13 protein-coding genes, 8 tRNA genes and 1 rRNA gene are annotated in these 12387 nt (G+C 37.0%); 3 read left to right on the top strand and 19 right to left on the bottom strand.

The features are described from left to right. Together FRX52_RS00115 and FRX52_RS00105 are read right to left on the bottom strand one after the other, a co-directional pair. Positions 1–1365 carry a hypothetical protein gene (locus FRX52_RS00115; RefSeq protein WP_146538044.1) on the bottom strand — a complete coding sequence of 455 codons (1365 nt, stop codon included), beginning with the start codon at positions 1363–1365 and terminating at the stop codon, positions 1–3. A gap of 258 nt (positions 1366–1623) precedes the next feature. Further along, entirely contained in the window at positions 1624–1878 is a 255-nt protein-coding gene (locus FRX52_RS00105; protein ID WP_146538043.1) for a DUF1912 family protein, read from the bottom strand. Between the two features lie 90 nt (positions 1879–1968). On the opposite strand from FRX52_RS00105, the gene FRX52_RS00100 reads away from it, so the two are divergent. Continuing rightward, positions 1969–2039, top strand: a tRNA-Thr gene (locus FRX52_RS00100). Positions 2040–2144: 105 nt separating this feature from the next. Here the strand turns inward: FRX52_RS00100 and FRX52_RS00095 are convergent. The 9 genes from FRX52_RS00095 to rlmD form a co-directional block, all read right to left on the bottom strand. Further along, on the bottom strand, positions 2145–3140 hold the full coding sequence (locus FRX52_RS00095) for an NAD(P)-dependent oxidoreductase (RefSeq protein ID WP_146538042.1): 996 nt from the start codon (positions 3138–3140) through the stop codon (positions 2145–2147). An 18-nt stretch (positions 3141–3158) separates the two neighbouring features. Further along, positions 3159–4229 (bottom strand): AEC family transporter, encoded by a 1071-nt coding sequence (locus tag FRX52_RS00090; RefSeq protein WP_146494755.1) that lies wholly within the window; start codon positions 4227–4229, stop codon positions 3159–3161. Positions 4230–4353: 124 nt separating this feature from the next. Then, on the bottom strand, positions 4354–5202 hold the full coding sequence (locus FRX52_RS00085; protein WP_146538041.1) for a VOC family protein: 849 nt from the start codon (positions 5200–5202) through the stop codon (positions 4354–4356). A 1-nt stretch (position 5203) separates the two neighbouring features. Further along, positions 5204–6046, bottom strand: coding sequence for an alpha/beta fold hydrolase (locus tag FRX52_RS00080; protein ID WP_146538040.1), 843 nt, complete (start codon positions 6044–6046; stop codon positions 5204–5206). Between the two features lie 9 nt (positions 6047–6055). After that, positions 6056–7057 (bottom strand): NADP-dependent oxidoreductase, encoded by a 1002-nt coding sequence (locus FRX52_RS00075; protein WP_146538039.1) that lies wholly within the window; start codon positions 7055–7057, stop codon positions 6056–6058. Beyond that, positions 7029–7487 (bottom strand): Rrf2 family transcriptional regulator, encoded by a 459-nt coding sequence (locus FRX52_RS00070; RefSeq protein WP_146494749.1) that lies wholly within the window; start codon positions 7485–7487, stop codon positions 7029–7031. Before FRX52_RS00070 ends, FRX52_RS00075 begins: the two co-directional genes overlap by 29 nt. A gap of 31 nt (positions 7488–7518) precedes the next feature. Then, on the bottom strand, positions 7519–8283 hold the full coding sequence (locus FRX52_RS00065; protein WP_186603299.1) for a hypothetical protein: 765 nt from the start codon (positions 8281–8283) through the stop codon (positions 7519–7521). Between the two features lie 124 nt (positions 8284–8407). Further along, complete coding sequence (locus FRX52_RS00060) at positions 8408–8701, bottom strand: bacteriocin immunity protein (RefSeq protein WP_146538038.1); 294 nt, start codon at positions 8699–8701, stop codon at positions 8408–8410. Between the two features lie 21 nt (positions 8702–8722). Beyond that, positions 8723–10078: a 23S rRNA (uracil(1939)-C(5))-methyltransferase RlmD gene (rlmD, locus tag FRX52_RS00055; RefSeq protein WP_146538037.1), complete on the bottom strand. Its 1356-nt coding sequence runs from the start codon at positions 10076–10078 to the stop codon at positions 8723–8725. Between the two features lie 55 nt (positions 10079–10133). Here rlmD and recX point away from each other — a divergent pair, with 55 nt between their 5' ends. After that, positions 10134–10910, top strand: a complete 777-nt coding sequence (gene recX, locus FRX52_RS00050) for a recombination regulator RecX (RefSeq protein ID WP_146538036.1) — start codon at positions 10134–10136, stop codon at positions 10908–10910. 79 nt (positions 10911–10989) lie between these two features. Beyond that, positions 10990–11523, top strand: coding sequence for a DUF402 domain-containing protein (locus tag FRX52_RS00045; RefSeq protein WP_146459711.1), 534 nt, complete (start codon positions 10990–10992; stop codon positions 11521–11523). A 121-nt stretch (positions 11524–11644) separates the two neighbouring features. On the opposite strand, the gene FRX52_RS00040 is transcribed toward FRX52_RS00045, so the two are convergent. The 8 genes from FRX52_RS00040 to rrf all read right to left on the bottom strand — a co-directional run bounded on the left by FRX52_RS00040 (position 11645) and on the right by rrf (position 12376). Continuing rightward, positions 11645–11716, bottom strand: a tRNA-Glu gene (locus FRX52_RS00040). 8 nt (positions 11717–11724) lie between these two features. Continuing rightward, positions 11725–11798: transfer RNA gene (locus FRX52_RS00035), tRNA-Ile, on the bottom strand. A gap of 28 nt (positions 11799–11826) precedes the next feature. Continuing rightward, positions 11827–11899: transfer RNA gene (locus tag FRX52_RS00030), tRNA-Thr, on the bottom strand. 16 nt (positions 11900–11915) lie between these two features. Next, a tRNA-Leu gene (locus FRX52_RS00025) sits at positions 11916–11997 on the bottom strand. Between the two features lie 5 nt (positions 11998–12002). Then, a tRNA-Lys gene (locus FRX52_RS00020) sits at positions 12003–12075 on the bottom strand. Between the two features lie 32 nt (positions 12076–12107). Further along, positions 12108–12180, bottom strand: a tRNA-Asp gene (locus tag FRX52_RS00015). A gap of 4 nt (positions 12181–12184) precedes the next feature. Next, positions 12185–12257 (bottom strand) — tRNA-Val (locus FRX52_RS00010). A 3-nt stretch (positions 12258–12260) separates the two neighbouring features. Continuing rightward, a 5S ribosomal RNA gene (gene rrf / locus FRX52_RS00005) occupies positions 12261–12376 on the bottom strand. Between the last annotated feature and the right edge of the window lie 11 nt (positions 12377–12387).

The following is a 12387-nucleotide window of genomic DNA, read 5'->3' as shown; positions in this document are numbered from 1 at the left end:
TTAGTTCTCCTTTTTTAATTTTTTTCTATATTTGCGATGATAATTTTTCTTTATCTTTACTAAACCATTTCCCCCTTTGAAACCATCTATTATGAAAACTGCTAAAAAAAATCCAATAAGGACTGATAGCAGCAATATAATAGATGTCGCAAAAATATTATCTAACATCTCATTAAATTTTAAATTGACACTATTATTACTAATAAAATTTTTAATAAACCATCCTTTGAACTTAAAAGATAAAAGAATATTAAGTATCAATAACGTTATAAAACTTATGATTCTACCTATGTATAGTCCCTGTTCTAATCTGTGTGTCGGTACATACTTATGACTTCCTAAAAATTTATGGTAACCTCCAAAAATATTATCGAATAGTACTGGCATAAACCATGTCATTATTGTTATAAACTCTGAGTCATTAAAAGTTAATAAGAATATAGCGATAATCTCTATAAACAATAGAATTAATAAAACATTTTTTTCTCTTTTCGTAATTCTTATATGACGTATGAAGTAATCTATCGCTCCCCAAACTATTGTAGTTATAATTATCATAATACTCAAACAAGATAAAATTAAATATAGATTGGCTTTTTGAAATTCTGAAGCAATAAGTATATATATCATGTTTTGAATTATAGAACTGAATAAAAAAATAAAAGGTGCCCAAAATAAACGCTCGTCTTTAAGTAGCTGAATATCATTTTGTTTTTTATAAAAATGTATAGCCCCTAAACGAAGGAAACTAAGTAAAACAATTATAATAAAAAAGATACATATGTCCGAAATACTTAATTCTTTTTTACTTGACCACTCCATTATATCTGTGAACTTAAAATATAATAAAACTATTAGTAATCCATCTAATATATTCAAATAAGAAAATGTCCAAATATTCCTCTGAAAATATTGTCTTATTTTAATTAAATTCTTTATATTGAATAAAATATGAATAATCAACAGACTTATTGACACAATAACTGATACTAGAGAAATATAGTTAATCGATGCTCGTTGTGATAAGAAAATATTAACTCCTAATAAAATAAGACATGTTACAAATGAAAAGCAATATAATGGCTTATACTTTTCTTCTACTTTAACTAATTTTTTTATGACTATGCCATAAATGACTAAGATAATAGATAATAGTAATAATACAATAGATATTTTATTCAACGAAAAATTAGAAAACAACGGTATTTCAGCTATCAATATTAACGCAGATAAAAATAATGCAGAACAAATCAAAAGTATTGGAATAATAGCTATTAATTGAATTAATCCTTGAATCCATTTATGTAGGATTAGCTGTACTAGTCTATTTTTTATCTTTTTAATGCTATTTTTTATTATTAACATCCTCCAATCTTATATTCATCTATTTAAGAAATCAAAAACCCCGCCCAGCATACGCTAGACAGGGACGAAATTCATGTTATGATTTCCGCGGTACCACCACTGTTTCGGGACTGGCCCGCAACTTTATTATTACAACTTAAAACATCAGCAACCAGTTTTGACATTTGTGCGGGGTTCTCAGCTAGGACCGCTTTCTGTAACAAATGGGGTTCAAAACACCTCTGAATACTTTTATTTTAGCAGATTACATAACAAAAATCAATAATTTCTCGTGCCAAAAAGCCCATCTGGCAAATCATGAAATACCTTGCCATTTTTGTAATTGTCGAGCTTACCTTGTAAAAATTGGTAGGCATCTAAACGGCTTTCGTAGCGAATAATCGCATCCTTTGCTCGCTCATCTGCCTTAGCTTCAAATTCTTTTTGGCTCTCTTCCATAGCCACTTGATTAACCATGACCTGCATGGTCAACCACTCATCTAAATCTTTCAAAAATTCCTGTTCGACTGTCATAAAACAACTCCATTTCCTTTTAATTTATTATACCATAATTTGAACATAGGACTTGCCTTGATACCAAAAATGTGATATTATAAAAAAGTAGCCGCTATAGTTAAATGGTATAATAGAGCAATGGTAATGCTCCGTTCCGAGTTCAATTCTCGGTGGTGGCATCAATAACCTCCTAAAAAAGCCTGATTTCATGGGCTTTTTTATTTTTTTGGTCAAAATTTGGTCAAATAACTAAAAGCCAAGTTTATAATAAACTTGGCTTTTGTCTAAATAATTTGATTTTCTGTTTGACCTGTTGTGAAAGCCTCATGGAAATTTTGAAAACTAATGGAAATCATATCTTCCAAAGCTGGTTCCGTATAGGCTCCCATGTGGGGGGTAATCAACACACGTGGATAACGTTTAAGTAGTTCTTGATTGATCGGATCTGGAATCTCTGATATGTCTGGAAATACTTGACCCATGGTATTTGGCTCATCAATAACAACATCTGTTCCGTAAGATTCTAACTGTCCACTGTCTAGGGCAGCTAATAGGGCTTCATGGTCAATCAATTCGCCACGCGCCGTATTGATTAAAATTGCTGACTTTTTCATCTTGCCTAGGAAATTAGCATCAACCATCTGATCATTTTCCCCCGGAAAATAAGGAACATGAAGTGACACAATATCTGATTGAGCTAAGAGTTCATCTAATTCCACAAAATCAGCAAATTGCTTGGCCATATCTGACGGATAAGGGTCATAGCCCAAAACCTTAGCACCTAAGCCCTTGTAAAGAGAGGCTTCTGTCGCCCCAATCTTACCCATACCAACAATACCAACCGTTGAACGATGTAATTCCTTACTAAATAGGCTTGGGTAAACCTTAAAATCTCCTTGAGCTACCTGAGTGGTTGCCAGATTAGTATGGCGAAAAAGTTGTAAAGCCAAGGTCAAGGCCAGTTCTGCCACTGCATAAGGAGAATAGTTTGGAACACGAGCCACCATCAACTTCAATGCCTTAGCCAAGTCCATGTCAATATGATTGTAACCTACTGAGCGTGTAAATAAATACTTAATCCCATAGTCAGCAATGGGTTTTAACGTTGCGGCATCACACTGGCACATGCCACGAACTAAGACAGCATCACAACCCTTAGCTTCCGTGACATTGGCAGGCGATAAGAAATCACTAACCAGTTTCAATTCGAAATTATAACGATTTAACTGATGAAAATACGGTTCCTCAATCGGTCGAACACCATAACAAACAATTTTCACAAGTCACTCCTTCTATGTCTAAAACAAACCTGCTGAATTAAGAATACCCAAAATAGCAATCCATACAGGAATAGCAATAACTGCTGCCAAAGTTGACAAGAGTGACGCATTAGACGTTAACACTGCCTCACGGTCATAACGAATGGCATAGGCTGCTGCAACAGTTGCCACTGGCGTTGCCATCATAATCACAACGGTAGCAATCGCTGCATAGTTCAAACTCAAAATACCTGTCGCATTCAGTAATAACAGACAAACTAGGTTAAGTAAAGGCACCATAACAACCTTATTAAATGAATAATACCAACTCAACTTACTTGCAGCTGCTTCTTTAAAAGAAATCGAACCTAAAGTACAACCAATTGACAACCAAGCTAGTGGTGATGCCAACTGACTCAAGTATTGCAAAGGCTTAGCCAACCAAAGTGCTGTTTGATCAATACGATAGAAAGCAACCGTCGTCATCTCACCTGTCGCAACACCATTTTTCAATTCAGGGACAGTCACTTGTGGCATTGACCCTTGAATCAACCAAAGGAAAAGACCGACAAATGTTGCAATCACAATAGGATTGATAAACATTTTCTTGATATTGCTAGATTCCATCTTCAAGCCTGACATCTTGATATAGGCATAAGAATAAAGGAAAATACGGTAACCAATATTAAAAATAGAGCTATAAATTACGCCTTCTGGGCCATAAATAGCCCCAACGATTGGAATACCAAAGAAAGTGGTTGAACCAAAAGTTGTCAAAATCGCCATAACTTCTTGACGAGATTTTTCTTCTTTTTTATAAAGAAGAGGTGTCACCAAAATCAAAATAATATAGATGACAATTCCCCAAATCAAAAGTCCCAAACCTTGCTTGAATGTGTCTGGTTTAATAGGTTGCATGAAAGAGTTAAAAGCTAGGGCTGGAATGGCAACAGAAAGTACTACACTGGTCAAGATTTTGCCAAAATTTTCTCCAAAAACGCCACGCTTACGCAGAAAATAACCTAAAAAAATAATAAAAATAGTTGATGAAATCGCACTCAGAATGCTCTGATTGGTTAATGTTTCAACAATTGCCTGTCCTAAATTCATTAGAACCTCCTCTTTGTCAATAAATAATCTGTCCTTTTGAACATTGTTAATTCTATCACAAAAAGAAAGCGCCGTCAATAGAGATAGAGAGTTTTTTCACAAAAAAAGACCACGACCTGTGATCTTATCTTTTTTCTAAAATTAACTTAAAACGTATGCCATCTGGGTCTTGAACGATTACTTCTTGTGGAGATAACTCAAGTTGTAAATTCATACGCTTTGCTTGTTGCAAGCTATGATAGAAATGAACCATATCCTGATAAATAATGGTATAGTAAGCTAGACCTGGCAACAAGGTTTTCCTAGCTTTTAGCTCTTTCCCACCCCATTCATTAACGGCTAAATGGTGATGGTAATGACCAGAAGCTAGCCAAGAGGCAGACGGTAGGCTAAACTTATTATCCACACCTAATAACTGTTGATAAAACTGACGAGAGGCACGACTGTCCTTAACTGAAAGATGGACATGTCCCATCCTTGTTCCATGTGGCAAACGATAAGGCACTTGAGACTTACCTAGATGATAAATTTCTTCTTCCGCGAAGGGACGCGTATCGCCAACGATTTGCCCATTTTCTCGAATATCCCAATTAGACATGGGACGATCACGATAAACTTCAATGCCATTGCCTTCCAAATCTTCCAAATAAATGGCTTCGCTATAATCATGATCACTTGCTCCCACCAAGACAATCTTATTATCCACAAAATGCTTGAAAAGATTCGCTAAGTCCTGCCTTTCTGGAACTAATAAAGCCAGATGATACAAACCATAACTTGCTGAGGCTTGCTCTTGATGTTGCGTCTTAATCAATCGAATCAACAACTCTTGGCCAACCCCTAAATCTAGTCTGTCCTCACGTTCGACTAAAAGTTCCAAACCTAAAACCTGTTGGTAAAAACGACCTTGTAATTGTAAATCTTTAACATAGAGGGCTACATGTCCCAACTTAAATAACGATTGATAAGTCATTTCATCTCCTTTCATCTAAAAATGTTAATAAGTCTTTAGAGAACTGCTCAGCATATTGGAAAATCGACCCATGTCCTGCTTCTGGGTAAATAATCAATTGACTATTGGTTAACTTCTTTGCCATTTCATAAGAGTTAGACGTTGGCACCTGCATGTCGTTATCTCCATTAACGACTAGAGTAGGCTGGGTAATATGGGCTAAATCATCAACTAGTTCTTTCCCCCAACTTTTGATCGCTTTTAACTGCTGCAAGAAACTAGGAACTGCCATTTTCCCATCCATAAAGTCAGCCTCTCTGGCAGCCATGCGTGTCAAAACTTGCTTAGCTTCTTCCGCACCCTTAGCATCATGATTATAAAAGATATAACGCTTAGGATCTACACGCTCTACTCCTGCTTTTAGCATATATTTGAAGGTCTTTTCTGTGACTTTATCTAATTCTAAACCACCACGATGACCAGTTCCTGCTAAAATCAATTTTTCAACCAAATTTTGATCCAAACGAATGATTTCTTGTGCAATCATGCCTCCCATTGAAAGACCTAACAAATTGATTTTCTGATAACCTAAAGCTTTAATAATAGCAATTGCTTGCTCAGCCATAGCTGGAATGGTCTTACCAACCTTCCCTTGACTACCACCAACACCTGGTAAATCCAATAAGATGATTTCTTGTTTTTCAGCTAGTAAATCAATCAATTTAGGATCCCAATTATCCAAAGTTGCAGCCAAATGAATCAACATAACCAAAGGAAGTTTCGATTTACCCTGTCCCACACGACGATAAGCCATTTTTTGTCCCGAAACCATCACATACTGATTTTTAGTTCTCAAATACCCCATTATTTTCTCCTATTCAAATCTTAAAACGGTTTTACCACGCGAACGACCATTAGCCACTTTATCCAAGGCAAGATTGACATCATCAAATGCGAAAACGGTATCAATAGATGGTTTAATCTTTAACTGACTAAACAAGTCAGCGACTTCTTGTAACTGTTGACCATTACTTTCAACAAAGATAAAATGATAACTTACCCCATATTGTTTCGCCTTTTTATCAAAAGAACGACCTGCCAAGGCAAAAAGTCCTTGTTTCCATAGTGGCAAGTTCATTCGCTTAGCAAAGGCACCATTAGGCATACCACGCAAGGACACAAGCTGACCACCTTTTTTCATAATGCTCATTTGCTTTTCTGTCTCTTGGCCCCCCAAGGTATCCAAAACATAATCAATTCCTGTTAATAACGTCGTATAATCCTCTGTTTTGTAATCAATAAATTGATCTGCCCCTAAGGCTAAAACTCGCTCTGCATTAGCACCATCACCATTAGTAATCACTTTTAAGCCTTTGGCTTTAGCAATAGGAATGGCCATCGCACCAACACCACCTGTCCCACCAGAGATAAAAATGGTTTTACCAGCTTGAGCCTTCATCAAATCCAAAGATTGCATAATTGTCAAGGCTGTCAAGGGAACGGCTGCCGCTTCCACATCCGTCAAATACTCAGGAACTTTGGCTAGGGCTTGACTATCCACTGCCACATACTCTGCAAAAGCACCGATACTCGTCAAGGGCAAGCGAGCAAAAACACGATCACCAAGGGCAAATTGACTAACTTGACTACCTAGACTTTCTACCCGACCAACCACTTCATTACCTGCAATCTGTGGCAACTTGTAAGGCACAATCATCTTGACCTCTCCACGAGAAATCATATTATCTAAGGGATTAACACCTGCTGCTAAAACCTTTATTACAACTTGTTGGGGCTTAGGAACTGGCTTTTTAACTTCTGATAGACTTAGTTCTAAAGAATTTTTATCATAATTTGTTACTAGAGCTGCTTTCATTTTTATCTTTCCTTTCTTTTGTCTGATAAAGCCTATCAATGACATCTTGTAAACTTTGATGAGACAGCGACTTGGCCAAACTCATTTCGATATCTTGAAAAAGTGGAGATAGACTAGCTTCAATATAACGCCCCACAGGACAATCTTGATTCCCATTTTGATGAATATCAAAAAGATGAATATGATCCAACTCCTGTGTCGCTAGATAAATCTCTAAGAGAGACATGTCTGATGCCAAACGGGTTAAGCTATAACCCGATTTGCCTTGCTGACTACTAATTAACGATGCTTGTTTCAATAAGCCAATCACCTTGCGAACATAGCTCGGATTCGTTCCAACACTAGTTGCTAAAAAACTTGATGTTAATGGCTTTTGGCTTTCAGCAATCATGCTCAATACATGCAAACCAACTGAAAATTTAGTATCCATTTTTTCTACTTTCTATTTAAACGATCATTGTTTATTGACGTTTACCATCTGCCACAAAGGTTAAGGTCTTGTCAATCTGATAAGTATGTAGGGCCGACACATAACTGGTCAACTCTGTCGTCAACTGAGGAGCTATCTTCTCATAAAAATCTTGTCGAGCTTCTTGATTTGCAAATCCTAAGATAACAGACGCATGCAGATGTTCTGATTTAGGATTGTCATGTGCGACATTTGGCGTATCCCACGTTTTTTCATTCCAAGGCATATAAACTTGCGAACGAACCTCTGTCACGCTATCTACTTCTGCCAACTGATCAATCAATTTTTCATTAACATACTGTCTAAAAGCATGACTGCTCACTCCTTCTTGACGACGCAAATATAACACATCACGCAGTTGACTGTCTTCTTTGTCTGTTGCTGTTAACCAACGTGACGAATAAGGAAAGCCCATGTGCATTAACGTGCGACGAAAAACATTCACTTCATCTTGGAATGCCAAGACTGTCTGTTTACGACCAGCTAGTGGCGATAACATATTTTCAAAAGTCACTTCAGCAATCCCATCAATCCGACGATCTTCTGAAACTCGAGTTTCTAAACCATCAACTTGTGGCCAAAAACTATGCTCTGTTGGACTCAAATGTTGCTGACGATACTCCAATAAACCTTTCGATGCTGCAATAATCTGAGAATGAGGACCACTCCAATAATCCATCCCCTCCTGTCTTGGCTTATCATCTCGCATCCATAATAAAATTGATACTGAAAATTGTTTGCTAAATTGATTTTTCATTCTAAATTCATCCTTTTGAAAGTTTTTGTTGTATTTGTTTGTGATACAAGTATATACTGGGTCGTTAACTTTGTCAACTGTTTTAACTCAAAAATCTCCAATGACAACATTGGAGATTTTTATATCATTGATTAAATAAACTAAAAGCTACTTGAAGTAAGCCTCTTGCCTTACCTCGCTCTTGATGAACTAATTTCTGCAAGGTCTGAGCAAAATCAATCACTGACTTAGGGGCTTCATATCGATGAGTTAACAAATACAAGGAAACTTTTGACGTCAAAGACAGCATAATAGCGTCATCTTTTTTCTTTTGATACTCGCTATAACTCGTCAAAAAAAGTTGATACAGTTCTTCTTTTTCTTGTACAGCTGGATCTTGCAAGACTTTTAAAAACAAATCATCATAATAATCTGCCATAAGATCACCCCTCCATCTCTTTTATGTTTTTTTAATCAATTTAACAACAGCCTCAGTGCGTGCCGTGTGTGGAAACATATCGACAGATTGAATATAAACCACCTCATAAACTTGACTTAAACTCACCAAATCTCTAGCCAAGGTTGAGGTGTTACAAGACACATAAACCATTTTTTCTGGAGCATAGGTCAAGATGGTCTTGAGCAATTTATCATCTAAACCTGTTCTAGGAGGATCGACAATTAAGGCATCTGCTCGATAGCCTTGACTATACCACTTAGGAATAATATCTTCTGCCTTGCCCGTCTCATAATAAGTATTAGTGAAGCCCATATTAGCTGCATTATTTTTAGCATCCTCAATAGCTTCTGGAATAATATCCATGCCACGTACCGACTTAACCTTCTTAGCAAAAGCAAAACCAATGGTTCCAACACCACAGTAAGCATCAATAATATGATCGGTTTCTTTGACATCTAGAGCCTCGATCACCTGAGCATAAAGTTTTTCCGTTTGTTCTGGATTAAGTTGATAAAAAGCTCTTGGAGATAAAGAGAAATAATAATCTAAAACAGACTCTTCTATAGCTTTTTGACCCCAAAGAATCTCCGTTTTTTGTCCATAAATCTCACTAGTTCTCGCACGATTAAGATTAAGGGCAACTGTTTTAACTTGAGGAAATTTAGCAATCAAATCTTGAATAAGCGGAGATAATCGAACCTCTCTACTCGCTACAAAGATTAGTTGAAGCTCTCCCGTTTTCTTAGCACGACGTACCATAACCGTCCGAACACCTTCTGCTCGTCTTTCTTGATAAATCGGTACCCTATGTTTTTCTAATAAGTGGACCACATGGTTAATAACAAATTGTGTTTCTTCATCTTGCACCAAACAATCTTTAATATCAATTAAGCGATGTGAATTTTCTGCATAAAGACCTGCTATCACTTTCTTACCAACTTGACGAATTTGAAATTGTAGCTTAGCTCGATAATGAATCGGATTAGTCATCCCCAAGGTAGAGCGAATTTCATAAGTTTCATAACCCGTTGGTTTAAATTTTTTCAAAGCCTGACGAATAATGTCGTCTTTAAAAACAAGCTGCTTGTCATAACGCAAATGCATAATCTGACAACCACCACAGGCTTCATAAATCGGACAAGCAGGGGTGACACGAAATTTAGACGGTTTATTGATTTTTAGGATACTAGCTTCTACAAAATTTCGCTGAACCTTAGTAATTTGGCAAAAAACTTCTTCTCCTTTCAAAGCACCCGGCACAAAAACCAAGGTTTTCTTGTAAAAACCAATCCCCTCACCATTGATTCCCATTTTTTTAATCTTGAGAGGAATTCTTTGTTTAACTGCTAAATTCATCACACACCCCACCTTTTCTCACTTCTATTTTATCATTTTTTGTTACAATAAAGATATGAAAATTACCAAACTAGAAAAGAAAAAACGACTCTATCTCTTAGAATTAGATGAAACAGAAAAACTTTATATCACCGAAGATAGTCTTGTACGCTTTATGTTAAGTAAAGGCAAAGAGCTTAATCAGGAGGACGTTCATAAACTCAAAGACTACAATCAATTTTCACTAGGGCGAGGCTTGGCACTTTATTACCTATCATTTAGCCAACGAACTACAACTCAAGTCAAAGCTTACCTCCATAAATATGATATTGACGAAGTAGCTAGTCAAAAAATCATAAACTATCTGACACAAGAAAATTTTCTCAACGATAGAACCTATACTAAACACTATATTGAGCAACAAAGTCAACATGGTGATAAAGGACCTTATGTCATCACACAAAAATTATTACAAAAAGGCATTGATAAAGAGATCATAGAAGATGAATTAGAAGCTATCGATTTTTCAGCAAGTCTAGAAAAATTAGCCAATAAACTAGCCAAAAAATATAGCCATCGGCTACCTACTAAGGCACTCGAACAAAAAATCATTCAGTTGATTATCAATAGAGGATTCGATTATGCTCAAGCCCAAGAAGCCTTATTGACTTTAGATCTAACCAGCAATACAGAAGATGAATTGGAACTTCTTTATACAGAATTTGACAAACAATATCGTAAACTAGAAAAACGTTATGACGGTTATCAGCTTCATCAAAAACTCTATCAAAATCTGCTCAGAAAAGGTTATCAATTCCAAGACATTCAAACCGTACTCAAAGACTACAAATAAATCAAGTTTCAAGAGTGCTTTTTTATTGATATTATGCTAGAATAAAAAAGAATAGAGTCTTTTAGAAAGTTGGTAAATCATGAAATTACCTAAAGAAGGCGACTTTATTACCATTCAAAGTTATAAGCATAATGGGCATCTTCACCGTGCTTGGCGAGATACCATGGTACTAAAAACAACAGAACATGCTCTAATTGGTGTCAATGATCATACACTAGTCACTGAAAATGACGGACGACGTTGGGTTACTCGTGAACCTGCTATTGTTTATTTTCATAACAAATACTGGTTTAATATTATTGCCATGATTCGAGAAGAAGGTATTTCATATTATTGTAATCTAGCCAGTCCCCATATTATAGACGAAGAGGCACTCAAATATATCGATTACGATTTAGATGTCAAAGTCTTTCCTGATGGCTACAAACGATTACTGGATATAGAAGAATACGAAATCCATCGAAGAACCATGAATTATTCAGCAGAGTTAGATTACATTTTGAAAGAAAATGTTAAAATCTTAGTTGACTGGATCAATCACCAAAAAGGCCCCTTCTCTCCATCCTATGTCAAAATTTGGTACCAACGTTATCTAAAACTCAAGAATCGTTGATCGTCGAAATATAAAATAGAGCAATGAAACCATTTCATTGCTCTATTTTATATTAACATGCTTAGAAAAAATAAACTAATTCATTTTACAAAATAAAAAAGCCCTTAAGGCTTTTAACAAACAGTCCGTACGGGATTCGAACCCGTGTTACCGCCGTGAAAAGGCGGTGTCTTAACCCCTTGACCAACGGACCATCATATATGGGCACGAGTGGACTCGAACCACCGACCTCACGCTTATCAGGCGTGCGCTCTAACCACCTGAGCTACGCGCCCAAATATTAAATTTAGTACTAATGTACTATGCCGGCTACATGACTTGAACACGCGACCCTCTGATTACAAATCAGATGCTCTACCAACTGAGCTAAGCCGGCCTATTATTATACTATATGCGGGTTAAGGGACTTGAACCCCCACGCCTCGCGGCGCCAGATCCTAAATCTGGTGCGTCTGCCAATTCCGCCAAACCCGCTTATATGACCCGTGCTGGGCTCGAACCAGCGACCCATTGATTAAAAGTCAATTGCTCTACCAACTGAGCTAACGAGTCTAACCTTTCCAAGTAACCTAATACTCGAAAAACGGTCCCGACGGGAATCGAACCCGCGATCTTCGCCGTGACAGGGCGACGTGATAACCGCTACACTACGGGACCTATATGGGAGTTAACGGGATCGAACCGCTGACCCTCTGCTTGTAAGGCAGATGCTCTCCCAGCTGAGCTAAACTCCCCTCGCTAAGCGACTACCTTATCTCACAGGGGGCAACCCCCAACTACTTCAGGCGTGCTAGGGCTTAACTGCTGTGTTCGGCATGGGTACAGGTGTATCTCCTAGGCTATCATCACTTAACTACTCTGATT

The organism is Streptococcus sp. sy018 (assembly GCF_007859185.1).
Classification (GTDB): Bacteria; Bacillota; Bacilli; order Lactobacillales; family Streptococcaceae; genus Streptococcus.
The sequence above is the reverse complement of the archived record's forward strand: the minus strand, read 5'-3'. Positions and strand labels throughout refer to the sequence as shown.